Annotated in this window: 22 protein-coding genes; 6 read left to right on the top strand and 16 right to left on the bottom strand. The window is 43.1% G+C overall.

Annotated features, from left to right (window positions below):
- Window positions 1-86: 86 nt before the first annotated feature.
- The 5 genes from GQR89_RS03090 to GQR89_RS03070 form a co-directional block, all read right to left on the bottom strand.
- The gene (locus GQR89_RS03090) at window positions 87-833 is read right to left on the bottom strand and encodes an SDR family NAD(P)-dependent oxidoreductase (protein WP_158768708.1); all 747 of its coding nucleotides are present in this window, start codon (window positions 831-833) and stop codon (window positions 87-89) included.
- A gap of 352 nt (window positions 834-1185) precedes the next feature.
- Complete coding sequence (locus tag GQR89_RS03085; RefSeq protein WP_158768707.1) at window positions 1186-2382, bottom strand: FAD-dependent monooxygenase; 1197 nt, start codon at window positions 2380-2382, stop codon at window positions 1186-1188.
- Window positions 2383-2516: 134 nt separating this feature from the next.
- Window positions 2517-4685, bottom strand: a complete 2169-nt coding sequence (gene ovoA, locus GQR89_RS03080) for a 5-histidylcysteine sulfoxide synthase (RefSeq protein WP_158768706.1) — start codon at window positions 4683-4685, stop codon at window positions 2517-2519.
- Window positions 4686-4703: 18 nt separating this feature from the next.
- Complete coding sequence (locus GQR89_RS03075) at window positions 4704-5831, bottom strand: hypothetical protein (RefSeq protein ID WP_158768705.1); 1128 nt, start codon at window positions 5829-5831, stop codon at window positions 4704-4706.
- 166 nt (window positions 5832-5997) lie between these two features.
- Complete coding sequence (locus tag GQR89_RS03070) at window positions 5998-6987, bottom strand: zinc transporter ZntB (protein WP_158768704.1); 990 nt, start codon at window positions 6985-6987, stop codon at window positions 5998-6000.
- 254 nt (window positions 6988-7241) lie between these two features.
- On the opposite strand from GQR89_RS03070, the gene rimK reads away from it, so the two are divergent.
- From rimK to GQR89_RS03055, 3 genes are read left to right on the top strand one after another with little or no spacing between them, the layout of a single operon-like run.
- Window positions 7242-8147: a 30S ribosomal protein S6--L-glutamate ligase gene (rimK, locus tag GQR89_RS03065; protein ID WP_158768703.1), complete on the top strand. Its 906-nt coding sequence runs from the start codon at window positions 7242-7244 to the stop codon at window positions 8145-8147.
- Window positions 8148-9176 carry a succinylglutamate desuccinylase/aspartoacylase family protein gene (locus GQR89_RS03060; protein ID WP_158768702.1) on the top strand — a complete coding sequence of 343 codons (1029 nt, stop codon included), beginning with the start codon at window positions 8148-8150 and terminating at the stop codon, window positions 9174-9176.
- Window positions 9177-9178: 2 nt separating this feature from the next.
- The gene (locus GQR89_RS03055) at window positions 9179-9628 is read left to right on the top strand and encodes a RimK/LysX family protein (RefSeq protein WP_158768701.1); all 450 of its coding nucleotides are present in this window, start codon (window positions 9179-9181) and stop codon (window positions 9626-9628) included.
- A gap of 24 nt (window positions 9629-9652) precedes the next feature.
- On the opposite strand, the gene GQR89_RS03050 is transcribed toward GQR89_RS03055, so the two are convergent.
- Window positions 9653-10573, bottom strand: coding sequence for a diguanylate cyclase (locus GQR89_RS03050; RefSeq protein WP_158768700.1), 921 nt, complete (start codon window positions 10571-10573; stop codon window positions 9653-9655).
- 575 nt (window positions 10574-11148) lie between these two features.
- Between GQR89_RS03050 and GQR89_RS03045 the strand changes: the two genes are divergently transcribed.
- Window positions 11149-11742, top strand: a complete 594-nt coding sequence (locus GQR89_RS03045) for a TetR/AcrR family transcriptional regulator (RefSeq protein WP_158768699.1) — start codon at window positions 11149-11151, stop codon at window positions 11740-11742.
- A gap of 293 nt (window positions 11743-12035) precedes the next feature.
- Complete coding sequence (locus GQR89_RS03040) at window positions 12036-12869, top strand: mechanosensitive ion channel family protein (RefSeq protein ID WP_158768698.1); 834 nt, start codon at window positions 12036-12038, stop codon at window positions 12867-12869.
- A gap of 123 nt (window positions 12870-12992) precedes the next feature.
- Here the strand turns inward: GQR89_RS03040 and GQR89_RS03035 are convergent, their stop codons facing one another.
- A complete protein-coding gene (locus GQR89_RS03035) occupies window positions 12993-14138 on the bottom strand; it encodes an iron-containing alcohol dehydrogenase (protein ID WP_158768697.1) in 1146 nt (381 codons plus the stop codon).
- Window positions 14139-14321: 183 nt separating this feature from the next.
- Between GQR89_RS03035 and GQR89_RS03030 the strand changes: the two genes are divergently transcribed.
- On the top strand, window positions 14322-15212 hold the full coding sequence (locus tag GQR89_RS03030) for an AraC family transcriptional regulator (RefSeq protein WP_158768696.1): 891 nt from the start codon (window positions 14322-14324) through the stop codon (window positions 15210-15212).
- Here the strand turns inward: GQR89_RS03030 and GQR89_RS03025 are convergent.
- The 9 genes from GQR89_RS03025 to GQR89_RS02985 form a co-directional block, all read right to left on the bottom strand.
- Window positions 15198-16955 (bottom strand): glycosyltransferase family 39 protein, encoded by a 1758-nt coding sequence (locus GQR89_RS03025; RefSeq protein ID WP_158768695.1) that lies wholly within the window; start codon window positions 16953-16955, stop codon window positions 15198-15200. The two genes, GQR89_RS03030 and GQR89_RS03025, sit on opposite strands and share 15 nt — an antisense overlap.
- A gap of 24 nt (window positions 16956-16979) precedes the next feature.
- On the bottom strand, window positions 16980-17699 hold the full coding sequence (locus tag GQR89_RS03020; RefSeq protein WP_158768694.1) for a TVP38/TMEM64 family protein: 720 nt from the start codon (window positions 17697-17699) through the stop codon (window positions 16980-16982).
- Between the two features lie 3 nt (window positions 17700-17702).
- Window positions 17703-18419 (bottom strand): glycosyltransferase family 2 protein, encoded by a 717-nt coding sequence (locus GQR89_RS03015; RefSeq protein ID WP_158768693.1) that lies wholly within the window; start codon window positions 18417-18419, stop codon window positions 17703-17705.
- Window positions 18420-18595: 176 nt separating this feature from the next.
- Entirely contained in the window at window positions 18596-19540 is a 945-nt protein-coding gene (locus tag GQR89_RS03010) for a response regulator (protein ID WP_158768692.1), read from the bottom strand.
- A 206-nt stretch (window positions 19541-19746) separates the two neighbouring features.
- Window positions 19747-22035 carry a xanthine dehydrogenase family protein molybdopterin-binding subunit gene (locus GQR89_RS03005; protein ID WP_158768691.1) on the bottom strand — a complete coding sequence of 763 codons (2289 nt, stop codon included), beginning with the start codon at window positions 22033-22035 and terminating at the stop codon, window positions 19747-19749.
- A 1-nt stretch (window position 22036) separates the two neighbouring features.
- Window positions 22037-22543 carry a (2Fe-2S)-binding protein gene (locus GQR89_RS03000; protein WP_158768690.1) on the bottom strand — a complete coding sequence of 169 codons (507 nt, stop codon included), beginning with the start codon at window positions 22541-22543 and terminating at the stop codon, window positions 22037-22039.
- A 254-nt stretch (window positions 22544-22797) separates the two neighbouring features.
- On the bottom strand, window positions 22798-23646 hold the full coding sequence (gene yghU, locus GQR89_RS02995; RefSeq protein ID WP_158768689.1) for a glutathione-dependent disulfide-bond oxidoreductase: 849 nt from the start codon (window positions 23644-23646) through the stop codon (window positions 22798-22800).
- Window positions 23647-23886: 240 nt separating this feature from the next.
- Window positions 23887-24666 carry a SapC family protein gene (locus GQR89_RS02990; protein ID WP_158768688.1) on the bottom strand — a complete coding sequence of 260 codons (780 nt, stop codon included), beginning with the start codon at window positions 24664-24666 and terminating at the stop codon, window positions 23887-23889.
- 302 nt (window positions 24667-24968) lie between these two features.
- On the bottom strand, window positions 24969-26609 hold the full coding sequence (locus tag GQR89_RS02985) for a glycerol-3-phosphate dehydrogenase/oxidase (protein ID WP_158768687.1): 1641 nt from the start codon (window positions 26607-26609) through the stop codon (window positions 24969-24971).
- Window positions 26610-26632 lie beyond the last annotated feature (23 nt).

Raw genomic sequence — 26632 nt, 5'->3', positions numbered from 1 at the left:
GTATCAAATTACCGAATATTAGGATTTCCAGACAATAAAAAAGCCAACGTATGTTGGCTTTTTTTTTAAGTTACCTTAATGATAACTTAAGAGAACAACATACCACCGTTGATATCAACGTTAGTACCTGTCATATAAGATGCTTCATCAGAAGCTAAGAAAGCCACTAGTTTTGCCACTTCTTCAGAACTTCCTTCACGCTGTAGGGCAGTTGAACCAGCCACTTTTTCACGTACAGCATCAGGAGTAAAAGTATCATGGAAGCCTGTGCTTATCATGCCAGGACACACGCCATTAACACGAATATCAGGGCCAAGCTCTTTCGCTAGTCCACGTGCAAAGGTCATTACCGCGCCTTTAGATGTAGCGTAAATTGCTGCACCACCGCCGCCGCCATCGCGACCAGCCTGCGAGGCAAGAGTAACTATGCTGCTACCTTTAGGCATGTGTGGGATACACGCATGAGTCATCATGAATAATGATGTTAAGTTTAAATCCATCACTTTATGGAAATGAGCTAAGCTCATATCTGCAACCTTAATGCGCTCTACTAAGCCACCTGCAACATGTACTAAACAATCAACTTTACCGAACTGTTCAACAGTGGTTTGTACACATGCATCTACATCTTCTTGCTTAGTTAAATCAGCTTTAACTGCAACGGCACGCACACCAAGTTTTTGAATCTCATCTACTGCACTTTGTGCGGTAGCTTCACTAGCAAGATAGGTAATTACCACATCTGCTCCGCGGCCTGCCAATTCTAACGCACAAGCGCGGCCAATATCACGACCACCGCCTGCCACTATGGCTACTTTGCCTTTCATTGTCATAACTTTCTCCACTGGATTTCTAAATTAGCAAATTAATAAACTTTCAACTAGTTGCTCCAGGGAGCACCGCACAGCCCGCCGAAGTGTTTTACCAATCCAAGTCTACTGCGCTAAACTAACTAATCAACCACCACATTGTCAACCAATTATTTGTATTTGGCTTTACCAATTGTCTTTTTTGGTGATTATTGTTAAAAGTGTGTTACAAGATTTACCCCTGTTGGGGGATAGTGAATATATTTTAAATGTCTGCGAGTACTTTTTATACCTCTTTCGATTGGTCTAGGTTAACTAGATCAATCTAGGCTGCTGAACAACATGTTAGCTATAACCAATTCTGTCAATAGCAGTACTAGTCGAGTGTTACATTGTGAGCATAGATAAATGCAATAGGTAACGATGCCAACCTTGGGGATAACGCATTCAAAATTTCTAAAGCTTTAAGTTTTATTTTCGCACTCATGCCGTTCATATGATACAGATCAGCGTTACTTTTTGCCATTTTCTGTACTCTGGTGGCTCGCCCAAAACGGTCAGCTTGGTATAATGCCAACCCTTGATGTATATCTATTTCAGTTGATACCCATTTCGCTAAGCAAAAACCATCTTCAATCGCCATTGCCGCCCCCTGAGCCACAAATGGCAACATAGGGTGACAAGCATCACCGATTAGGGCGACGTGATTATCTACCCATTTGTCTAAAGGCTCGCTGCCAAATAATCCCCATAGAAAACAACTTTCGAGGTGACTTAGTAATTCAGTAACCTGTGGATGCCATTTTTCGAACGTCCTACGCAGCTCGACAACATCGCCTGGTATATTCCAGCGCTCGTCATTCCACTCTTTGCGCTCTTGTACTGCGATAATATTAATCTCTTCACCACCACGTACGTAGTAATTCACCAAGTGAGCGCTGGGCCCTATCCATAAATTTGCATCAGGTTTAACAAGAGCAACTGGAACGTTTTTTGATTTTAAGGTGCCTCGCCACGCAACGTGACCGGTAAAATGTAGAGATGAGTTAGGCAGCAAACATTTTTTGACCGCAGAGCGAATACCGTCTGCCCCAACTAACATATCACAGGTAAATTTCCGCCCATCATGCAACTCAACTTGTACCTTGGTTGTCGAGCCATATTGTGTATGCTGATAGCGCTTCACCTGCGCCTTGAGGGTAATGGTTATTCCTCGTTTCAGCGCAGCTTGGTGTAACACAGAGTGCAGATCTGCTCGATGTATATGTAAATAAGGTGCGTTGTATTTTTGTTCAATGCGCTTTCCCAAAGGCATGCGAAGATACTCGTGGCCGCTAAGATAATGACGCATGGTTGCGTACTCGGGGAAAAAAGCCATGGAAATAAGTGCTTCACTTACACCCAGCTTTATCAGTACATGCATAGCATTAGGGCTTAATTGGATCCCTGCACCGACTTCACTAAGCGCGTCACTTTGCTCTAAAATAAGTACTTCAAAGCCTTTTCGTCTTAACGCTAAGGCCGTACTCAATCCTCCAATACCGCCACCAGCAACAATTACGTTTTTCGCCATTAATCCGCACCCACTTCGTTATTTCTCAGCATGCATTACTCGCAAAATATGTCCTCGAAGTGTATCAGTACAAACATAAAAAAACGCCATTTTATAAGGCGCCTTTTAATCTATTCATGAGGTACATCAATTACTTATCGTTTTTTCCAAACCGTTAGATGATTACGCGCTCTTGTACTAGAGCGGTTGTCTAACAGATAGTCGCTGACCAATTCATCTTCTTGAAGTAAATCGCAATTGTTTCCAAGGATTAATTTGAGTTGTGCTTCGCTTGTCTGGTTTTCGCCATTTGCTTTAACCCCACCTAACCATTTGTGCTTTGGCGTAATTTCTTCATTCCATGCATAAGCACAAGTTAATAACAGAACACCTTGAGGATTTAGACGCGATAACATGGTGTCCAGAAACGCCTGCGGGTCGTATAACGAATCGAGTACGCGATGGGCAACAATAAAATCATATCCAGCAAATTGCGGCTTCAAATTATGCCCATCACCCTGAGCAAAATTAAGATTTTCTGGGGCGTGATTGAAACCAAGTTGCTGGCGGCTAATCTCACAAAATTGTTGTAGTTCACCTTCACTTGGCAGGGCATAACGAAGCTGACCGTTTTCTTTTAGCTGTAAGCAATGTTGAATATGACGAGCGGTGAAATCGATCCCGTCGATAGCAGTAAATATACGACTCAGTTCAAACGAAACGCGCCCTACTCCGCAACCAATATCTAACGCTTTATCCATGCCACATTGTCCACTTTGAACGAGCGAACGAGTTATTTGTACAACCTGCTGTAAATCATGTTCTGCTGCTGCGCTATAAGAGCCATAATGGTGGTGCAACATACGACTGATGTCTGATTGGCTTTCGTAAGGGTTAACCGGCGTTATAGGCACCACTTCATTGCTTGATTGAACATATCTAAAACCAGCATGTTGATGAAAATGACGACGAAATGCATAACGCGAATCTCGCGTGGCTTCGTTGCCGGTAGATATCCACGATCCGCCTTTAATCAAATTATGCTGACCGTCGAAAGTCGGCGTCGAAAAATCATCGTACAAGGGATGCACTTTGAATCCATCAAAGCCATCAATTAGACTTTCTGACCACTGCCACACATTGCCAATGATGTCATAAAACTCCCCCTGTTCAAACGTATCAACTGGGCATGATGAAGCGTAGTGTTCGAGATTTATATTTCCTGGAGCTTTCTCCCACGTTGGTAAGTCGCTTTTCAAAGTATTTCGCATCACCTGCCATTCGGCCTCACTTGGTAAACGAACAAACCCCTCTAATTGGGCACTTTTCCAATTACAAAATGCTTTAGCTTCTAAATAATTAACTTCAACAGGCCAGCTAAGTGGCAGAGGCACATCATGCAGTAAATTACGCTGCATATAATGGCCATTTGTAAATGACCAAAAGCGCGGCATACTAGCTTTAGTATAAGCTAACCACTGTTTGCCTTCGTCTGTCCAATAGGTGGGCGCCTGATAACCACCAGCGTCTACAAATTGCATATATTCCTGATTAGAGACTAAGGTTTTGCTCGCATTAAAACCTGCAACAGATACATCTGAATTCCCATATTCGTTATCCCAGCCATAGGTGTCGTTATGAGTGGGTTTACCCAAGCGAATTTCTTTTGCTGACACAGGAACAAGCTCATTGCGTAATGCCTTTGAGGGCGCGCTATGCGTGACAGGAAAACTTGGCCATTGACCATTGTCTGTTAAATATTGGCTATCGAGCATCCGCATAATCACAGATGAGGTTTCGATATGGATCCCCTCATGCTCGCAACCCATTAAAATAATCCAGGCGGGTGAGTCTTGGGTAATAGGCAGGCTAAATTCCATATTATCAATGAAATCGCCGACCATGATTTTCACTTTGTTCCGATAAGTACGGACTTCATCGACTGCCGGCCACTGATAATTACCTGGAGATAAATCATCCCAAGACATTTCGTCTACGCCAACTGCGCAAGTAGATTCAATACGGTTGTCGACACGCTGCTGAATATATTTACCAAGTAGTAGCTTGTTGACATAAAATACCGCCGTATGACCATAGTAAAAAATCAACGGATGACGCAGGGCTTCAGGTTGCATATAGAACGCTTGGTCGTCATTAATCAGATCAAATAAAGATTCATACAATGCCCAATTTTGTAAAAAATAGCGTTTTAATTCCCGGCGCTTTAGAGACACGCTATCACCACTCAATAAAGGTGGTTTATGTAACTCGGGTAATTGTCCTGACTCAGGCTCAATACCTACTTGTAAATTCTGTGCATACATATTTAATTGCTTCTTTATTTATATCGTCATAGCCGGTAAATACCGGGCTAAAAATTCAGCGTGTAGCTTCTGTCCAACGGAATTAAACTGATCCCGAAAAGCCTCCTGACAATGACGGTCGACTTGATGTGCAAACCAATGTTGCTGGCTAAATAAGGTCAATGCCCCTTGATTGACAGAGCCATCAACTAAATGGGTATCGTGTAGCGAAGAAGGGAATGCGCAGCTTTCGAAGATTGGCGGCAGCCCATCAGTGCTTTGCCAGCTCTCGATCCCTTGTAGAACGTTAAGTAAAATAAAGATCATATTCAAATAAGGATCATAAGCATCACTCGTCGCACCAATTCTATGCTCTACTCGGGCTGTTTTATGCCAATCGTTGCTATAACTTAACACCTGATTATTTGCCCCATATAAAAAGGGCTCCTGCCCCATTAGCTGATTATGCTTACCCACCTCTTTATAAAGTGCGATGCTGCCTTGGTGTCCACCGGATAATAGAAATGGCGAACTAAGCTCTGCATCTAAACCATACTCTGTGCGCAGTGCCAAACGTTTGAACGCATCCTCTTCTGGCAAAAACAATGCACAGCATGCCAAGCTCGTTAACAGTAGATGATGCTGTATCCATTCCCCTACTGTGGAACTAGGGACGAGGTTATTGCCTTTCTCATCTGCCACGCTTACGTTCATTTGGATAGCATTTGGTATATGCACTGACCGTGTATCAGTTGAGAATATAGCGCCTGAACCCGGTACATATCGCCCTTTATCTGCCGCCCAAGCAACCGGTTTTAACAACACCTTTTCGGCACCAAAACGGCGCATGATAATAGGTAAAAAGCGCATCGCACTGGCTAAATCTTGCGCTTCCTTTAACGGTGATTGACCGTTAAACAATGAGACATATTCCCATTGTTGGTGCCAAAATTCAGTTTTCAACTCGCCATTGATGCCCAATTTCAAAAGCGTTTTATTCACCCCTTCAAAGTCTAAGCTATGCTTCGCACTGGCGGTCTCGTAGACGCCTTCAAGTTCTACATGGACTATGGCTTTGTAACCTAAGGCGTCAATTCGCTTTGAAAGCAGGGTGATAACCTGCTGCGCGACGGTTTGATTATGTGATGAGGCCGCAAACTGCTGCACAAGGTCCCTTATTTTTCAATTTATGACTGCGCAAGTGCACATTTCACCTATTATGAACTGTCATTACGTACCGAGACCAAAAAAGGTTGTAAATAATTGCATCATTTTAGTTGGTAATAGATGAAAGTTTTCATAATTCGTTGTGTTATGGAGTTATAGCTGGCCTTTAAAACCACCTCTTCCAGATCATAAAACCACCGAGCACTGCGACTAACGCAATCATAGAAAATGTCAAAACGTTAAATGCTTCTGGGTTATCAATTCCCGGTAAACCACCCACATTCATCCCAAATACACCCGTTAAAAATGACAATGGCAAGAAGATAGCTGTCACCAGAGACAATACGTATAACACCATGCCTTGCTTCTCAGCTATGCGATTGCGCAGTTCGTCTTGTAAGACTAATGCTCGTTCACGGGCTAAATCTAAATCTTCAACATAGCGCGTGGTTCTGTCGCTCAACTCCCGTAAAGTAAACGCTTGCTCACTGGTTAAAAATTGATTGCTGCGATAGAGCGTATCTAAGGCATCACGTTGCGGGGCGAGATAACGACGTATCGCAGCGGCTTGTCTACGCACAGCAGACAATCGTTGGCGCGCCTGAATATCCATCGATTCAGAAGTTTCAAACGCCACCAATTCTTCATCTAAAATATCGACCATTTCACTGATCCGTACTACCACTCGCTCAATAATCTCCAATAATAAGTCACCGACGCTGTTTATCTTTGCGCCCTGCTCAATATCATTTTTAACGTCTTGCACAGAAAGCAGCTTTCGCCCCTTACGGCGGCTAGAGACAATACCCTTTTCAGTCAACCATAAACGCAATGACACCATATCTTCTGGATCGGCATCGGGGTTAGTGTTGATACCACGTAAATATATCAGCAACCCCCCTTCAATTTGTAATGTCTTAGGACGAGTTTCTAAGGCAAGTAATGAATCGGACACTGACTTAGACAGGCCCAAATCGGCCATAGTTTGCTCAGCATCGATGGCGTCAGATTGTATATGGATCCAACTGAAACCCTCGCGTTGCGAAGGGTTTTGTAATTCTTTGGGATCGATATGCCGCGCAGAACCCTGTTCAAAATAGTAAGCCCATAGAAAACTGTCGCGCTGATGTAGAGATGACTTTTGATGATCCTGCATGGTGATACTCCCACCGAACGAATAGTGGGGCGAATATAAATCACCTCATAATAGATGCCTACCTGTTTTTCATGGACAGAGGATTCAAACTTTCATAAAAGGTGTAGACTAATGGCATATAATCAAAGCAATATTATCAGCTTAACCTTTTTGCTTATTACACTTGAGAATAAGCTAGCGTTGACGCTCTTTATTCGGCCTAGTCCTTACACGGTTTGACCCAATTTACATTTATTCGTTTTTCAGAGATCCATATGAAGATAGCTATTTTATCGCGTAACAAAAATATTTATTCCACAAAACGCCTCAAAGAAGCAGGCGAAAGTCTAGGCCACGAAGTCGATGTCATCGATACACTTCATTGCTATATGGACATTAGTAGCAATCGCCCCACAGTTAGATTTAAAGGCGAAGCGTTACCTCAGTATGACGCCGTAATTCCGCGTATCGGCGCATCAGTGACATTTTATGGCACGGCTGTGGTACGCCAATTTGAGATGATGGGAACATTTAGCATCAATGAATCTGTGGCGATCAGTCGTTCGCGAGACAAATTGCGTTCAATGCAGCTACTGTCGCGTAAAGGTATTGGTATGCCTCGCACCGGATTTGCCCATCACCCAGATCGTATTGACGACTTAATTAAAAACGTCGGAGGTGCGCCGGTCGTCATTAAGTTGCTTGAAGGAACACAAGGGATAGGCGTAGTGCTGGCCGATACGCAAAAGGCAGCGGAGTCTATTATTGAAGCTTTTATGGGTTTAAATGCGAATATTTTGGTTCAGGAATATATCAAAGAAGCTGGCGGCGCCGATATCCGCTGTTTAGTCGTCGGCGGAAAAGTCGTCGCGGCTATGAAACGTCAAGCAGCAGCTGGTGAGTTTCGCTCTAACTTACACCGGGGAGGCTCTGCCAGTTTAGTACGTTTGTCACCTGAGGAACGAAAAACTGCCATCGATGCGGCTAAAACCATGGGCCTTAATATGTGTGGGGTAGATATACTGCGCTCAAATAATGGTCCCGTTGTTATGGAAGTCAACTCTTCACCAGGTCTTGAAGGAATCGAAAGTGCAACAGGTAAAGATGTTGCAGGCATGATAATTGAATTTATTGCTAAAAATGCCAAACCCAACAATACCAAAACGCGCGGTAAAGGCTAAATGACTCCACTTATTATCGGCGGCATTGAAATAGGGCCTGGCGAGACAAAAAAAATACAATTAGAAATGCCCCCTCTTTACACTGCGACCAGAATGTCGATTCCCGTTCACGTGCAAAGAGGCAAACGTGATGGTCCTGTAATGTTCGTTAGTGCCGCCATACATGGCGATGAGCTAAATGGAATCGAGATTATTAGCCGTTTATTAAAAAGTAAATCGCTAGCAAATTTGCGAGGCACGTTAATTGCTGTTCCTATGGTCAATGTTTATGGTGTACTCAATCAAAGTCGCTATATGCCTGACCGGCGCGATTTAAATCGTAGTTTCCCCGGCAGCAAAAAAGGCTCTTTGGCAGGTATTATTGCTGACCTATTTTTACAAGAAATCGTCAGTAAATGTGATGTGGGCATCGACTTACACACAGGTGCAATTCATCGCAGCAACTTACCGCAAATTCGCGCCAACTTAGATGATAAGCAAACCATGGAAATGGCCAGAGCGTTTGGCGTTCCTGTGTTACTTAACAGCAACTTGCGGGATGGTTCTTTACGCCAAGCCGCATCTGATCTAGGGGTGAATATTCTGCTTTATGAGGCGGGACAAGCGTTAAGATACGATGAATTTTCGATCCGCGCTGGAGTAAAGGGTATTATCAATGTTATGCGTTCACTAAGCATGCTAAGTGCAAGACGCACAAAAAATGACTCTATCCAACGCTTTGTTGCTCGTCAAAGCGGTTGGGTCCGAGCTCAAGAAAGCGGCTTTGTTAATCATATTGCACAGCTTGGGGACCACGTGCTCAAAGGTGCGCCGCTCGCAACCATTGCAGACCCTTATGGCACGCCATTAACCACAGTGCTTAGCCCTGCTGAAGGCGTCGTCATTGGCAAACAAAATATACCCTTGGCTCAAGAGGGCGAAGCGATGTATCACATCGCCTATTTTCACGCCCCTGATTCTGTGGCCGAGCATGTTGAATTACTACAAGATAATTTATCGCCCGTGCCACCTACATTTGATGAGACTTAATCATGCATAGATATTTGAATAAACCCATAATTGGCACACTTGAATTGTGTGATTTACCTGAGCTGACCATTCAATCTTTAAATGTACGGGTCGATACTGGCGCCACGACATCCTCATTACATGTTGATAATATTGAGGAATTCAAGCGTGATGGGAAATTATGGGTTAGTTTTGATATTCATCCGAATATCCACAACGTAGCGGAAATTGTCCGCCGTGAAGCAAAAGTGGAGGTCATTAAGCGGGTGAAAAGCTCCACCGCCACTCTAGAGAAACGCTATACTATTAAGACTGAAATTAAGATGGCGGATTTGAATTGGGATATTCAACTTACGTTAACTGACCGCTCTGAAATGACTTACCTGATGCTACTTGGCCGAGAAGCCATGGCGGGAAAGTTTTTAGTCGACCCTTCCCTTGAATACGAGTTAAGTGCAGATTTGGTCAATTAATTGAAGGCCAGGAAAGAAACGTAATTACTGAGAAATAAACATATTTCGACCAGAAGTCTTTGCTTGATACAGTCGTTTATCCGCAATCTCTATTAATTCGTTTTGTTCTGCAGATACCGGGTCGCAAACGGCAATGCCTATGCTGCCCGTGATCATTCCAAATGGTGAGCCTTCATGTTCAATTTGTAAGGCGTGTATTTCTTGCTGAACTTTTTTAGCAACTGAGATTGCGCCAGTAAGGTCAGTTTCTGGCAATACAATCGCAAATTCTTCTCCACCAAAGCGTGCCACAAAATCTCCGGGGCGATCGACCGCATCTTTCAATGCCTTAGCAACGAGTTTCAAGCTATCGTCGCCGGCTAGATGCCCGTAAAGATCGTTGAATGATTTAAAGAAATCAATATCAAACATCAGTAAACCAAGCGAGTTACCTGAACGCTGATTAAGCTTTTGCTGGCGGGCCAAATACTCATCGAAATATCGCCTGTTGCTGACTTGCGTTAGACCATCTTGATAAGCCATTCGACGTAACTCATCAGTTAAAAATTTAAACGCCAGATGGGATTTAATACGATGCTTCAACGTGTTGACGTTTACCGGCTTGGTCAAAAAGTCAACACCCCCAGCATTCCAACAGCGATCCTCAGCGCTCGCGTCTCCGTGGCCGGTGACGAATACGATGGGGATGTCTTGGGTTTCAGTATATTCTTTTAACAGATTGCACGCAGCGACGCCATCAATGACGGGCATATCAATATCCATCAAAATCAGATCGGGCGGTGTTGCCAAGCAAAAATCAATCGCCGCAGAACCAGAAGTAACCGCGAATATGTCGTAGGTTTCAGTCAACGCATTAGACAAAATATGAATATTGATCGGTTCATCATCGACAATGAGTATTCTGGCCCGATTAACGAGCTTATGATTTCTGCCTACTTCGGGCATGACCTGAGGAATAACGTCGAACTCCTGTTTTAATCTCTGACTAAAACCCAGTGTTTTAGATTGTGAAAGTCTTACTCACTGATTTACATGCTAATTTTCCGCAGACTATATACTAAAGTCTGGTTGACATTAAGCGCTTTCGTTAAAGGAAAATGGATAATCATCGATTACAGTGAATAATTTTATAAAAATGACGTTTACCAGTTATTCCACATAATGTAATAAGATAATAACGCATAACATCCTTTCTAAAAATTTAAAATACCCACATCAGGTTCACAACTTAAGTCACTAAAAATTATCTATATTCGTGCTAATTTGCTACTTGATAACAAAATTGCTTCGATATATATCGAAGCAATTTGGAACAGTCAACGATTGACATAATATCGTGAGAACGGTAATCTTTAGTTGAACGCTCGTTCAAAAACTGTGTCTTGGGCAACAACATTAAAGTGCATATAAGTGGTATGTCAATATCGGCACAATAACGTAAATAACCAGAATTTAATTTATCAGCATACTGTGTTGTATATGCTAATCACAGCGAATAAACATTTTATAGAGAGGTGAGTATGGCGAATATATCGAAATTCGATAGGGAAGAAGTACTCGAAAAAGCTAAAAACTTATTCTGGGAAAAAGGCTACCTAGGTACGTCTACTCGTGAATTACAAAGTTCAATAGATATGCGTCCTGGCAGTATTTATGCCGCCTTTGGCAGTAAATCCGCGTTGTTCATCACCGTGCTAAACCATTATGCTCAAGCTCTTGGCACGCAAATGCAAGTCCAAGTTTTTGGCCAGATTGATGTGTTACAAGCTTTTAAAACGCTATTATTTGAATTAGTGCTAAGCCCTAACGCGAACAGACCAAGTGAATTGTGCATGCTGGTAAAAACGTTATCTGAACTTGATGAAAGTCATGTTGAAATTTTAACACAGGTCCGCTCTCTTCTTGTAAATGTCGAAGCCTTGTTTGCTCAAGTACTAAACGAGGCAAAAGAACAAGGTACTCTGCCCGCTCAATTAGATGTAATTGCAGCCGCTAAAACGTTGCAAGTGAATATCATAGGTTGGCGTACTTATTTAAAAGCCACTGGTGATAAAGACACTATAGAGCGTCAATTGGAGCAATTATTTGTACAAATGGCTCTACCTTGTCATTAATATTGCGTTGCTATGTCGAAGTATGTTCATCTAGAAAAAATCACTTTTAGCAAGCGCTAGTCGTCCAATTCGCTTGTTTGATTATTCCGTTTTTAGCTTCTTTAAAAACGCGTAAATTCAATAAACTATTGTCTAATACCCTTTTCAGCCGTTCCACCATAGAATTTAATGTATGTCACATTGCTAAGAGCAATAAGTGACTGATGGCGGTAATCCTTTTCGTTTGCCGCATCACAATCACATTGCGAACATCAGTAGTCGTTTGCGGAATAAATACTTAAAAGGGACGTTTAATGGAATCATTCGAAACACAATTGCAAACATTCTATGACAAAGCTATCACGTTAGGCACTGAGTACGGTGGTCAGCTTATTCTAGCCATCATTGTACTAGTTGTTGGCCTGTGGATTATCGGAAAAGTCAGCAACGCCGTAAGACGCCACGCTGTTAAAGGGCTGCCTGATGAGACCTTAGCGCAATTTTTAACCAATATATTTGAAGTTGTCCTCAAGGTGTTGCTTGTTATTAGCGTGGCATCAATGGTGGGAATTGAAACTACCTCTTTCGTGGCTATTTTAGGCGCCGCAGGTTTAGCGGTAGGCTTCGCTTTGCAGGGAAGTTTATCTAACTTCGCTGGCGGGGTTATGATCCTAATCTTTCGCCCATTCAAAGTATCGGACTATGTTGGCGCACAAGGATTAGAAGGTGCGGTTATCGATATCGGCATTTTCGTTACGACCTTCGAAACTTTTGATAAGCGTATTATCATTGTACCCAATGGTCCATTAGCTAACGGTAACATCACCAATTACACGGCAAGCAGTGTAAGAGCGGTAGAGATATCTATCGGTATTTCTTATTCCGATGATATCGCTAAAGGTAAAGCGGCTATGGAAGAAGCCATTAAGAATGATCCACGAGTTTTGCAGGAGGAAGGCAATGTGGTTGCTGTGGTTGATTTAGGTGCAAGCTCAGTCGATTTCTTAGTGCGAGCCTTCGTTAAAACAGAGGACTATTGGTCATTGTTCTTCGATATTCGTCCAATGCTCAAAGGTGCCATTGAAGAGGCTGGCCTCACAATACCTTTCCCTCAGCGCGATGTGCATATTATTCAAGAGAACAACTAGTAATATTATGGGTTACACCGTTTGCGTGTAACCCACTTTTCATAAGTAAACATTATAAAAACCGCTAACGCCTCAAGAATAAGACTCAGCGGCAACACATAAATACTTATCTAAAAACACTCCCTAAGCGACAGCTTGGTTAAGAATTTCACGACTCTGGGTTAATGTAATCGCTTGATTTTCACCAATAGCGTTCATTCCATGAGCTTCAAGTTGTGCCATAACCGCATCTATTGCGTGCGCTTTATCGCCTTTATGTTCAGTCAATTTCGTCGCTACGTCCAAGCTATGATAGAAATCTTCAATGGCGTCGATAGTGCGCTCAGCTAAATCATCAGAATCTGCTAGACCAAAGACATTTTTGCCCATCTGTTCTAGTTTGGCTTTTTTAACCGCAAGTTGATTGCGCAACAATGAAGGCTGAATGATAGCTAATGAGCGGGCGTGGTCCACGCCATACAAGGCCGTTAATTCATGTCCAATCATATGAGTCGCCCAATCTTGCGCTACACCAGAGCCAATTAAGCCATTCAAAGCCTGATTAGCCGCCCACATCAAATTAGCACGCCATGCATCATCCTGCTCAGCAAAATTATCGCCTAAGGTTTTTAATGCTTTAAGTAATGCTTCCGCATAACCGTCTTGCACCAAAGCGCCCGCTGGAAACGTCAAATATTGCTCACAAGTATGCACCCATGCATCGACTAAACCATTGACCAATTGACGTTGAGGCAACGTTTTCATGACGTCTGGATCCATCACTGCGAATTTAGGTTGAACCGCCGGAGCCATAAAAGCTAGTTTTTCGTGTGTCGCGGCTTTACTTACCACTGAGCCTGAATTCGACTCGGAACCAGTCGCAGGAAGTGTTAATACTGCACCCAAAGGCAGTGCATTTGTGACCTTATGCTTGCCGGTCAGAATATCCCATCCTTCACCTTCATAGGTTGCCGCAGCGGCGATATATTTTACACCGTCAATTACTGAGCCACCACCGACGCCTAACACAAAGTCAACCTTCTGCTCTTTAGCAATGGCAACCGCTTTATCAAGCACTTCAATTGTTGGGTTAGCGCCTACACCTGAGAATTCAAGCCAGTTATGATCGGCTAACGCCGCGACCACTTGATCATATACACCGTTCTTTTTAATCGAACCACCACCATACACAACCAGTACTTTTTGCTTGGGAGAGATAAGTTTGCTCAGTGATGCTATTTGTCCTTGGCCAAACTGTATCTGGGTTGAGTTTACGTAACTGAATTTCATATTAATGTCCCCTATAGGAAATGTAAGTTTGTTGTCAAGTTCGTGGTACGCAACGAACCTTTAAATCAGTAGAGGTATATTAGTGGCTAAAAAGATACTTTAAAAGAGCAATAAACCGCAAAAGCTTGCCTAAAACTATCAAATTAAGTATTTTAGCTCTTAATAAAATTGTAAGAGAAGCTCATGGATAAAATCGCAACTGCATTGAATACATTCGCTGAGCATGCGGATTTACACAACCTTGAAGGCAATGTTCGAACATCTATACCTGGTGTGCACTTTTTCCGCGCCAGCAAAGGTAACTCTCGACAACCGCTGGTTTATCAATCAGGCATTATCATCGTTGCTCAAGGTCGAAAAGTGATTCATTTTCCTGAACATCAAATTCAGTACGGAGCAGGAAACTATTTGGTTCTGGGGATCCCTATGCCTCTAGAATGTGAAGCGTTCACTGAAGAGGGTTTACCCATCATGGGTTTAGCTGTAGATGTCGATCCGACGCTGTTGCACAAATTGGTCAATCAAATGCGCCAACACCAAGGTTACATAGATAATGAACAATGTCGCCAAGTTAGCTGCGTTCAGTCAGCAAAAATAGATGGCCCATTAATGCAAACCATACAGCGCTTGATTGAGGTACTGCCGAACACCATCGAAAGTGATATTTTTGGCGCCGATATCGTCAAAGAGCTAGTTTATCGCGTGTTATGTGGGCCTCAAGGAAAAACCTTAATTGGCTTGGCTCAACACGACGGACACTACGCTCGCATAGCGCGATCGCTAAATACCTTGCACGCCAATTATGCTAGCCCTATTTCAGTAGAAACCTTAGCAGAAGACGTAAATATGAGCGTGTCAGCCTTCCATAGAGCGTTTAGACAAGTCACGTTTGAATCACCCTTGCAATATCTAAAGAAAATCCGTTTAGTCAAAGCCAAGGACTTAATTACCGCTAACGGCACAAGAGCGAATGAAGCCGCTTTTCAAGTGGGTTACTCAAGTGCATCACAATTTAGTCGTGAGTTTAAGCGCCACTTCAATCAATCACCGAGTGATATATCACTTAATGCTTGATGAAAGCTTAGAAAACTCATTAACCTTAATGCTAGGTTCAGCACAAGTTGAGCGTCTGGCATTATACTTTAGCACGACCCAGTTTACTCTGTGTGCAAGCCCTACAGGCAACGCTTTTTGCATATCAAAGCAGTCTGTTACTGATGTGGCGTCGAGTAAGATAACGCCATTGGGTTTATCTTTTTGCCAGCGCCATGCCGCTTTAATTTGCGGGGCTACAGGCGTGTGATAACCAAAATGTGTCACTGGGTAAGGTGAGAATAAAATAAATTGCTCAGAAAAGTTAATTAACGCCAGCTGTGCATCATTGGAAACGACATCGGCCATCGACGTAAATACATTTTTAGGTGTTTTGACCTTATTCAATAACTGATAGCCCCTGGTAGAATAACCAATCCATAATAAGGGTATAAATATTATCCAGCTGGTAAAAGGTTTTATCCCGCGTTTTTTCGCCGCCACAACAAAGACTGAAATAAGTAACCCTATCACTCCAAGCGTCATAAAAAATGCCCAGGGCTCAATATCGTATTTAATACCGAGTTTATTAGCAAAGGCCATGTCAATTTGACCACCTAGGCCAAATAGAAATAACCCAATCGACAATACAAATACAAATACAAATAACAGCCAGTTCAATAACTTGCTCTGTAATATTTGCTGCAAATAAGGCGCGATTATCAAGGCTAACATTGGCAATGCCGGTAAAATATAGACCCCGCGCTTTCCCGGACTAATACTAAAAAAAATTAATAACAGCACTATCCAACCAAGAACAAGCGTAACACGCCAGTCACTACTTCTGATCGCTTTGGCCCAAGGCTTAATGACCCAAGGTATACAAAGACTTAATGGTAACCAAAATACGGGAATAACGCTCGTCAGATAATACCAAAAGGGTTTAACGTGATGCCAAGAATCAGCATAGCGAGTCACTGTTTGTTTAAACAAAATATTATCGCGGTACGCATCAAAAAATAGATTTTGCTGGATATCAACCCAATACAACATAGGTAAGAACCATAAACAGATCGCCCCCAACATAACGACGGGCCCAAGCAACCAATGCCAAGACCAACCAGGGGTTGAATTGATGACGTACTCCTGCTTACTCAACCTAAGGACGACATAAGGAATAAGCATTAATACAGGAAGAAAACCGACCCCCTTGGTAATAATGCCGAGCCCCATAAAAAACCAAGCAAGAAAATACCAAAACCAACTGCCTTTAAGGAGCAAGAAGCGCAGCAGACTGTAACATCCGATCGTGATCCAGCAGCACACCATGGCATCAATTTGAGCGGTTTTTGCTTGTAAGATAAATTGCAATGTAGCTAATAACAACAAGCCTGCATACCAACCAATTTGCTCAGACCATAATCTGCGGCCAATATCATAAACAAGTAAAACGGTAACAATGCCTGCCAATGCACTGGGGACCAGAAATGCCAGTTTGAGGGAGCCAAATAATGCATAGAAAATAGCAATCGACCACATAAATATTGGTGGCTTATCAGGATATAACTCGCCGCCCCGCATGGGGAAAAACCACTGACCAGAATCGACCATATCTTTAGCAATTAAAGCAAAACGAGGCTCATCCGCTGGCCAAGGATCGCGTAATCCTAACCCCAATAGAATCATTGAACAGGCAAGTAACAACAGCCAAATAACGTTAGTATAATGATTATGCCCACTGAGGAAGTGCGGCCTGTTTAACAATGTTGCAGATGAGACGGTCATTAATACCACTCCGCGCTAAATAGCCTATTCACACATTAACGCATTTTTTTGTGGCTTAGCGGTTGCTTCCACGATTTTCGAATTCTTATATTGCTTATACAAACCAATACTCAATGCGCTAGAAACGCAAAACAGCGCCACACTTAACACTATTTTCCAAATTGATAGCACAACAATGCCTTTTCCCATCAAAGCAAAAACCGCCATTTGAGGGATGTAACCAATGCCTGAGCCAATCAAGAAGTAGCGCGCTTTTACATCAGTTACACCAGCGAGTAGGTTAGTCAGTAAATTATTGCCTACCGGTAGCAGACGAATTACAACAGTTTTTGTGATGGGTTTGTCTTTTAGAAAATCATTAATACGGTGAATACGCTGAGCATAACGACGCGTGATTAACGGTCTAAGTAACATACGAGAAACAAAAAAGCTTAACAGACATCCAATGATAGCGGCGACCACTGACAGTGCTACGCCTTGCACAAAGCCAAAGGCATACCCTCCTAGAAACGCCATAACCTGTCGTGGGCAACCGATAGCCATTGTGCCAGCACTGAATAATAGAAAATATCCTATCCCTTCAATGCCATTATTACGAATAGTAGAATCAACCCAATGACGATTGAAAGCATCAAATAACGGTAGCGTGCTAATGAGTCCGCCTAATACAGCGCACACAAATAAAAACAACAAACCTTTTTGCAGTCCCTTGGAGGAAAATAATATACGCTTTTTTTGGAGCATTAACTAATCCAAATACTCAGGTATTTTAACCCGACGCGTTAGCCATAACACCCCGAAAATATCAACCACCCCCACTCTAAGCCTACCTAACATATTGTACTTGGACTCCCCTGCTTGGCGATCCCGGTGGTTAACCTCAAGCACAATGACTTGACCATTAATACGCTTGACCAATGCAGGAAGAAATCGATGCATATGATCGAAATAGGGTAGTTTCATAAAAGTATGTTTAGGAATGATTTTTAAACCACAGCCAGTATCTGGGGTTCCATCGTTTAATAGCCAAGCACGTACACCATTAGCCACTTTCGACTGGAAACGTTTCCAGGCAGTGTCTTTGCGTTTTCGGCGGTAGCCCGCTACACAAAAATCGGTTCCTGGAGGTAGCTCGCGGGCAGCTTGTAGTAAATTGGGTATATCCGCTGGATCGTTTTGACCATCTGCGTCCATCGTAACAATCAATTCACCGCTAGCAGCCTTAACGCCGCTCATTATGGCGGTACTTTGTCCCACGCTTGTCTTATGCCGAACAGGTTGAATACAATCAAAACCAGCATCAATTATTTTGTACAGTTCGTTGATAGTGCGATCATCACTGCCATCATCTACATATACGATTTCAAACTCGACGGTACCGTCGAGTATTTCGATAATCTCATGGATCAATGGCGCGACATTCTGCGCTTCGTTTTTGGCCGGGATAACGACAGACAATTCCATTTTACAACACCAAATTTATGTTTTGCTGACGGTAACGTGTCGGATCGACAATTCAGTATTGTCAGCAAACAGAGCAATCAAAATTAATTAATGCAAAAGTATATTGCCTAATTCTTAAGGAATTATTAACAATCAAATCGCCCCATAAATCGAGGCACAATTGCATCGCTTACTATTTATGCGACCTTCAGGTAGCGCGCTATTATTTCAGTCCCATTGTTTGCATGAATAGGTTTGAATATAAAGCCGGATATACCTTGTTCCTGACAGGATTTAACTAATAATTGATCTGTGACAGAGGAAAGCATAACAATGGGTACATTTGAACCCAAGCGACGAATTTCAGCTAACGCTTTATCACCATTGAGTTTATTCATCACAACGTCCATGAAAATAAAATCAGGTGGGTTACTTTTGACTATTTCTAGCGCACCACTTCCATCATTAGCTTCAATGACATTAGAGTAGCCCAATTCGTGCAGGAATCTGGTTAACGCTTTACGGATCATTGCACTATCGTCGACCAATAAAATTTGGCTGTCTTTTGTGAGTGCGTTTGCATGGGGGTTTTCGATACCAACACTTTCTTCTCGCTTAATTCCTCCTTCGCGATAAACTACGTTGCGTATCAATAGATTAAAATAATACCGCCCGACACCTTCAATATTAATCGGTACGGTAACAACGTCTTGAACGCCGTTTAGGTACTTATCCATCTCACTCAAATCTTCGACAAAATACGGACTAGAAAAACCGTATTCTAGGCTATATCGACTATGTAAATCAGTTGAACGGCCAACGATGGTATTACCCCACTCCGCCAAAGCATTACGCAAATCATCCGTCATCTCTTGATGCTGATAGATCTCATTAAACATACTTTGACAGACTGCATTACCAATGGAAATCGCTGTTTCAGGGTAATGATGCATCATGATCACACCATTTAAATTCCCTGTCACTTCGGAGCATACTGCGTATCCCTTGAACCGAAAATCAGCGACTTTGTCCATAAAGGGTTCGCCTGCGGTACCCGACAGATTGGTCATAGCTTTTAAACTAGCAAGGGACTCATTGATAAAAGGGTAAAGGATAACCTTGTAGAGGGTTTCTACTGACATACTGCATTCTCTTATTTTTATTATTTTGATTGCGTGAGCAGCAAATTACTAAATGTAAGGAAGCATTGCAAGAACGTTAAATAGACAGAGTGCTTTTGCTAAGCCTTTAATTTTTTGGGGAATTTGAGGCTGGTCAGAATAGTGTGATTATTCATTTATAATGATTATGTGGCGCGTACTGTAATAAGTAACGCGCCACAAAACAGCTAGCTTGGCATAGCTGCCAATATTGCTTCTGGGCGAATAGGTAAATCTCTGACTCTGGCACCCACTGCATTAAAGATTGCGTTAGCAATAGCTGGCGCGACAGCAATCAAACCCGGCTCCCCTAACCCAGTAGGAAATTCTGTGTTTTGCACAAAACTGATATCCAACTCGGGTAGGTTGTTCATGCGTAGAGGTGAATACGTGTTGAGGTTAGTATCTTTTACTTGACCCTTCTCAAACGCAGTTCCTTCGAACAAGGCTAAACTCAAACCCCATAGCATCGAGCCTTGAGTTTGCGCTAAAGCACCATCAGGGTGAACAACTGTTCCGCAGTCTAATAATCCCGTTAACTTATGTACCTTTACCGCACCTGTTGTAGGATCCACTTCAACATGGGCAACACACGCCCCCCAAGTTGGCATATCACGCTCTTGCCCAGACGAAATAGCTATGCCTAGGCCTTGATTTTTAGGCAGCGTTTGCCCCCAATTCGTTTGTTGGCGAATATCAGTTAGCACCTTAGCGAGTCGCTTAGCGCCACCAACAGAAACGGGGGCTTCACCAGCATTTTTACCACTGGCGTCTAGTAACGATAGACGAAAATCAATTGGATCAAGGTTTTGCTTATGGGCAATTTCATCCATAAACGACTCAACTGCCCAGCCCGTCCAACCCGGCCCTACTGCTCGCAACCATCCAGGAACAAAGGTTTTCTGGGCAAGTGGATTATTAATAGCCCGCACTCGGTGGTTTTCTAACGTGTACCAGTGGTCAGCACCTGCAATCGAAAATGGGTCAAACTTACCTTTTTTATCTACGCCTTCAGGCATAAAAGCGGGTGCCATCGCTAACGTAGGCCAACCAGCGGCCGCACCATGTTCAATGCCAAGTAGATTATCGTCTGCATCCCAATAAGCATTCATTTGCTGTACGGAAGGAGAGCGAACACAGTCGAAACGCGCATCATCTTCACGCGTAAAAACCAGTTTAACGGGTTTACCAATTGCCTTCGCTGTCAGTGCCGCAGGTACCATATAATCGCCAGCAAGGCGGCGACCGAATCCCCCACCTAAATAATACTGATGAATAATCACCTTGTCTTCACTCAGGCCCACTGCCTTGGCTACCACTGGCAAAAATAATGACTGCCACTGATTGCCACAATGTACGTGGCAAATGCCATCTTTAAACTCGACAGCGGCGTTAACGGGCTCCAAAGTAAAGTGCAATACCGAAGAGGTTCGATATACAGATTCTAGCGACGATTTTGCTGATTCAGCAGTTTGAGCGATGTCTCCTTTATCAACCACCAAGGTGCCGGTAGTTTTATCTTTAGCCAGTGCGACACCTTGCTCAAGAATATCCTGCTCGCTAACATTGGCTGTCTCTCCCAAGCTGTATTCAACGTGCAGTGCATTACCCGCTTTTATCGCACCATAGTAACTATCAGCCAATACCGTTACCCAGCCCTGTACAGTATCTGTGGGGTCTTTAAGGATTTCATAACCCTGGTACCCTTTTACTTTCTTAGCGGCACTGTCATCCACGCTTTTAACAACACTGCCGTGGCGTGTAGGTGGGACGACGGGTCTGGCATAGACCATATTGTCTAGCTCAACGTCGATACCGTAGGTAGCACTACCGTTAGTTTTTGCTGGAATATCTAGCGCTTGACTCGGTTTTGCAATGAGCTGTCGGCTCCCAGGGCTCTTCGGCTTGAATTGAGCCAACTCATCTGCACTAAATTCGCGGTCGATTTTGCCATTTTTTACAATATCGGCAAAACTAACGGATTGATCACCCGCCACTACCATGCTGTTTTGCGTTTTACAGTCTTGTGGTTTAACACCTAGTATCTTTGCGCCAGCTTCAATCAGTACGGTACGGCCAGCGGCACCCGCTTGTGACATAGGCACGTACGTTTGAAACACTGACCATGAGCCACCTGTGACCATGTATCCCCATTTAGGGTCGGTATCTACATGTTTGATTTGAACGTTTTGCCAATCTGCACCCAGCTCATCAGCTACGATACGCGCAATAGCAGTGCCAACATGTTGTCCCATTTCTGCCCGCGCAACATTGACTAGAATATTTCCATTGGTATCAATTTCAAACCAAACAGTCGGACTAAATAGTTTATCCGATAATTTTTTTGATGCGCCACCGGTAACCACTTCAAGGGCATTAATGCTCGGCGCAAAAGCCATCAATAAACCACCGCCAACTGAGCCAATCAAAAAGCTGCGACGACTTTGTTCAACACTATCTTTACGTAAACGAGTCATATTAACTTACTCCCTGTGTTTGCTTTGCGTCTAGCTTAGGGTTGTAAATCTGCACGACTGAATCCGATTGCCCCGCCACATCTTTAATAGCTTCTTTGATGCGCGCATAGGTCATGCATCGGCATAAGTTACCACTCATGTAGGCTTCAATTTCCTCTTCGCTTGGGTTAGCGTTGGTCGCTAATAACCCGGCCGCTTGCATGATTTGTCCTGACTGGCAGTAACCACACTGTGGAACTTGGTGCTCTACCCATGCTTTTTGCAAAGGATGCTGATCCTCTAAGCCTTCTATCGTGCGAATTTCAGCATTGGCGATGGCGCCAATCGGCAATGAACACGAACGCACGGGCGAACCATTAAAGTGCACAGTACACGCACCGCACATTGCGATACCACACCCAAATTTTGTTCCTTTAAGGCCGAATTCGTCGCGTATTACCCATAACAAGGGTGTATCGGCCTCAGCATCGGAGGTGATTTTTTTACCGTTCAATGAAAATTCAATCATGGAGATTACCTGTTTGATTTTGCTAAATAAAATGGGTCCTGAATACTACGGGTCGGCAACGGGCTGGATCACAGCGACATCTGCTTGCAACTAATAATAGCCGCTTAATCGCCCTACTCCTAAAAACTAATCTGCAAAGAACCTTGTAGATACTTAAATATTGTCAAAATTAACAACACTGAAGCAGTTATATGGTCTATCTAATTAGCAAAAAAGCCACCTGATGGTGGCTTAAAAAATAAAATTATTGCCTGTTATTTTTGTGCGTCAAAATCAGATGACGCGTGTCGCTCAGGTAATTGCTCTTCTGGTTCGCCCCACGTACGATTAACCATCATCCCGCGCTTAACAGCAGCTCGTTCAGCAATTTCGTTCGCCCAACGAACCACATGGGTATATTCATGGGTCTGTAGAAACTCAGCAGCGTTATATACGGTGTTGCGTACAAGCGCCCCGTACCAAGGCCAAATCGCCATATCTGCGATGGTATATTCGTCACCTGCAATGTACTTATTGTTTGCAAGTTGTTGGTTTAACACATCAAGTTGACGTTTAACTTCCATTGCGTAACGGTCGATAGGGTATTGGTACTTTTCCGGTGCGTATGCATAAAAATGTCCAAAACCCCCACCAAGAAACGGTGCGCTACCCATCTGCCAAAATAACCAATTCAGGCACTCTGTTCGCCCAGCATGATCTTTGGGCAGAAATGCGCCAAATTTTTCAGCAAGATATAGCAAAATAGATCCAGACTCAAAGACCCTTGTTTCTGGGGTCGTTGTGGTATCAATTAGTGCTGGAATTTTTGAGTTGGGATTGATTTCCACGAAACCACTACCGAACTGATCACCTTCACCAATATTAACAGGATAGGCGTCGTATTCTGCGCCGCTGAAACCGGCAGAAAGTAGCTCCTCAAGCATAACCGTTACTTTGACACCGTTTGGGGTAGCCATCGAATGCAATTGAAAAGGATGTTCACCTCGAGAAAGCGTTTTATCAAAACGAGCCCCCGCTGTAGGGCGATTAATATTAGCAAACTTTCCGCCATTTTCGGCATCGAAAGACCAAATGGCAGGGGGAGTATAAGTCGGATCAGGCATAATAAAGATTTCCTCGGCTGTTTTGATACGTCATGTTGAATAGTTGGGGGCTGACAAAATAAAACCAAGGGATAAGCTAATCGATTTATGTACCAAGTAGAACAAAAAATATGTAAACAGCTATTAATACTATCGTCATCACGTCTTTACGTTAGCGACAGATTTGATTCCCCATAAAAAAGCCCGCTATAAAGCGGGCTTAAAACCGTCAACTTATTCTAGGACGGGACATTTATATAATTATGCGTTGGCAGCAGGCTGTTCTGCTGTTTGATCTTTAGTGATCGCATCACCAACACGCAATTGCAAGTTCTGAATCGGCTTGTCTGTGTTATTCGACAATTGAACCAAACGATTCAGTTGCCCTAATGACATAAGTATTGCATAAGCAGCACCTAAGAAACCGCTTTTGTGCAGTTCAACAACGTGCGCTTCGTCTAAATCTTGTAAGCGCTTTTCACTGACACTGAACATGCCCGTAATATTGCGTTTTTCGCCGTTAGTGTAATTAACCAATAATTCAATTGGATCAAGCAAATCTAGCTCAACTAATTTTTTAATGAAACGCTGAGTCGCCATTTCACTATTAGCTAATTCTGAAAGCAACTGCTGACGGTTCTCTAAAAACGGGCTAGGTTGGCCTTCCGCAGTGAAAACTGGTTCACCGTCGTCCGTTACCAATGAGCTGTTCTCGTCAAAGAATACGCCTAGCTTTTCACCATCAGGACGTACATCGAAAGGATAGCGCTGAATGTTCATTGGCAAACAATGTACTTGCCACTTGCCTTCGTGAACAAATAAGTTCGCGCCTTTCTCAGTGCCTAACACGGCAACAGAGTGGAAGTTTTCTGAATTCGGATCTTTAACAAAAACAACTGGCATCACGCTAGCAAGCTGAGCGTATTCACGGATAGATGCCGCAGCAATATGGGCTTCTTTGGCATAGCCGAAATCGTGCTGAAGATTTATTTTAAGGTCTTTATGTTTCTCTTTATCAAGAGGGATGTAGCTGATTGTCATAGAGGATATCTCTTACTTTAATGTTCAAAACTGGTTGCTTTTGATGGCCGATTAGCAGACCGTCTATACGGTACACTTGGGTATTCAGGTATAAAAAAATGGCCTCTAGGCCATTAAATATGCGATCCCTAATGCTAATTTTACAACAGCAAGTATCTTTTATTTATTGAGTGATGTCACGAATGTAAATGAATTATATCTAATTTGTTCATTTAATCCTGAACGCGGCATAAAATGCAGCTTACAACTCTTTATTTTTGCTGAAACGAGGCGGTACACACTGTGCACTGCCTCGAATAAAGCTAAGCTATCACATCTGTGGCGGGACTAACATCTTTACGTACACTGGTAATATATTCCTGTAATTTGGCTTCAGCCTCATCGCCAAATAATATTTCACAGGCTTCTCGTAACCCTGGGGCCGCAAGTATGTCTTCTTGACGCACAACTAAAGAGATTTTAGAACGGCGGCGCAAAAAATCCTCTAACTTCGTGACCATTTCGCGCTGGGCAGCGTGCTCTATTTCTACTCGTAAATATTCTGAGTTTTCAATAAGTAACTCAGCTTTTTCGGGATTTTCACGAATGTCTTCCAGCATATTTATGGCGTTACGCCCATAACGACGCCAAAAACGTAACGTGAGTGGTTCCGACGATGTTTCAGGTGTTAGCGCGTCAAAATTCATCAACTTGGCCCGATGAAAAAATTCATCACGTACCGTATCGTCAGGCTCGCCATACCACTTAAAATCGGCAAAGGGTAAGTCGATGCCGTAACTTTTCACTATACCTGCTACTTCATCCCCGACATTAATACAGTCCGTCAGTTTTCCACCAAATATAGACATATACTTATGCTCAGAATTCTGGTCAATTGCATGTTTGCGAGACAATTGAACCCAATCAGCCTTCCCACCTGAGCCTTTTATAGCAAGTGGACGCACGCCACAGCGCTCCGCAATAACATCGTCTTTGGTCAGTGGTTTATCAAGAGCCAATAACTTGTTTACGTTATCCAAAACAAACTGACGGTCTGCCTCTGTGACATGGGCATAAGGATTTTCTACCTGGGTATCAGTTGTACCGATACAGGTTTTTGGCCCCATAGGGATAACAAAAAACAAACGCCCATCGTCTGCGAAAAAGGTTAGCACTTTATTACTATCAGTTACGCGATCAACAATAAGGTGAATCCCTTTCGAGAACACGTGATGGTGTTCAGTTTTTTCTTGGTTTAAATCATTCAGGGGATCAACAAATGGACCCGCGGCATTAATCAATACCTTAGAGGTAATCTCAAATTCTTCCCCCGTTATGGCATCTTTCGCTTTTGTGGTCCAAATGTCTCCGTTTTTTGTGGAACCAAGGGACTCTACATAGTTCGCGGCAATACAACCGTAACTCATACTCGAACGGATAAAGTTAAAAACAAAACGCGCATCATTGTCTTGTAAGTAAGCATCTGAGTATTCAAATCCACCGACGACGTTTTGTGTATTGATAACGTCTTCCAAAGACTTAATTTTACCACCGCTAAGGTAGTGAGGCATTTTAGTAAATAGCCGCCCCATCACCCAATATAATAAAGTCCCCATATACACAAACAAGGGCGGAAAGCGGAAGCCTTTTTGAATACTGGTTAAAAAACGAATCTCTTTTACCGTAGACGGATAACTGCGCATCAAATGATTACGACTTTTACACAGCTTGTTGACCAGAGCATATTCATAACTCTCTAAATACTTAATGCCTCCCCAGGCCAAATTGGAAGAATTAGAACTTGTAAAGCCCGCAAAATCGCCTTTATCGATCAACGCGACTTTTACCCCTTTCGCCGCCAGTGCTGCTGCGGCAACAGCACCATTAATGCCGCCGCCAATAATTAGGGTATCAAACGTCCCTTTGGGCAATTGACGGATGTTACTCTTTCTCAGGTTGTTCATGTCTCTTCCGATAATTAAATATG

The organism is Paraglaciecola sp. L1A13 (assembly GCF_009796745.1).
GTDB lineage: Bacteria > Pseudomonadota > Gammaproteobacteria > Enterobacterales > Alteromonadaceae > Paraglaciecola.
The sequence above is the reverse complement of the archived record's forward strand: the minus strand, read 5'-3'. Positions and strand labels throughout refer to the sequence as shown.

Coding starts and splice junctions, on each gene's coding strand:
- GQR89_RS03090 (WP_158768708.1), bottom strand. CDS start 833: ATGACAATGAAAGGCAAAGTAGCCATAGTGGCAGGCGGTGGTCGTGAT.
- GQR89_RS03085 (WP_158768707.1), bottom strand. CDS start 2,382: ATGGCGAAAAACGTAATTGTTGCTGGTGGCGGTATTGGAGGATTGAGT.
- ovoA (WP_158768706.1), bottom strand. CDS start 4,685: ATGTATGCACAGAATTTACAAGTAGGTATTGAGCCTGAGTCAGGACAA.
- GQR89_RS03070 (WP_158768704.1), bottom strand. CDS start 6,987: ATGCAGGATCATCAAAAGTCATCTCTACATCAGCGCGACAGTTTTCTA.
- rimK (WP_158768703.1), top strand. CDS start 7,242: ATGAAGATAGCTATTTTATCGCGTAACAAAAATATTTATTCCACAAAA.
- GQR89_RS03060 (WP_158768702.1), top strand. CDS start 8,148: ATGACTCCACTTATTATCGGCGGCATTGAAATAGGGCCTGGCGAGACA.
- GQR89_RS03055 (WP_158768701.1), top strand. CDS start 9,179: ATGCATAGATATTTGAATAAACCCATAATTGGCACACTTGAATTGTGT.
- GQR89_RS03050 (WP_158768700.1), bottom strand. CDS start 10,573: ATGCCCGAAGTAGGCAGAAATCATAAGCTCGTTAATCGGGCCAGAATA.
- GQR89_RS03045 (WP_158768699.1), top strand. CDS start 11,149: ATGGCGAATATATCGAAATTCGATAGGGAAGAAGTACTCGAAAAAGCT.
- GQR89_RS03040 (WP_158768698.1), top strand. CDS start 12,036: ATGGAATCATTCGAAACACAATTGCAAACATTCTATGACAAAGCTATC.
- GQR89_RS03035 (WP_158768697.1), bottom strand. CDS start 14,138: ATGAAATTCAGTTACGTAAACTCAACCCAGATACAGTTTGGCCAAGGA.
- GQR89_RS03030 (WP_158768696.1), top strand. CDS start 14,322: ATGGATAAAATCGCAACTGCATTGAATACATTCGCTGAGCATGCGGAT.
- GQR89_RS03025 (WP_158768695.1), bottom strand. CDS start 16,955: ATGACCGTCTCATCTGCAACATTGTTAAACAGGCCGCACTTCCTCAGT.
- GQR89_RS03020 (WP_158768694.1), bottom strand. CDS start 17,699: ATGCTCCAAAAAAAGCGTATATTATTTTCCTCCAAGGGACTGCAAAAA.
- GQR89_RS03015 (WP_158768693.1), bottom strand. CDS start 18,419: ATGGAATTGTCTGTCGTTATCCCGGCCAAAAACGAAGCGCAGAATGTC.
- GQR89_RS03010 (WP_158768692.1), bottom strand. CDS start 19,540: ATGTCAGTAGAAACCCTCTACAAGGTTATCCTTTACCCTTTTATCAAT.
- GQR89_RS03005 (WP_158768691.1), bottom strand. CDS start 22,035: ATGACTCGTTTACGTAAAGATAGTGTTGAACAAAGTCGTCGCAGCTTT.
- GQR89_RS03000 (WP_158768690.1), bottom strand. CDS start 22,543: ATGATTGAATTTTCATTGAACGGTAAAAAAATCACCTCCGATGCTGAG.
- yghU (WP_158768689.1), bottom strand. CDS start 23,646: ATGCCTGATCCGACTTATACTCCCCCTGCCATTTGGTCTTTCGATGCC.
- GQR89_RS02990 (WP_158768688.1), bottom strand. CDS start 24,666: ATGACAATCAGCTACATCCCTCTTGATAAAGAGAAACATAAAGACCTT.
- GQR89_RS02985 (WP_158768687.1), bottom strand. CDS start 26,609: ATGAACAACCTGAGAAAGAGTAACATCCGTCAATTGCCCAAAGGGACG.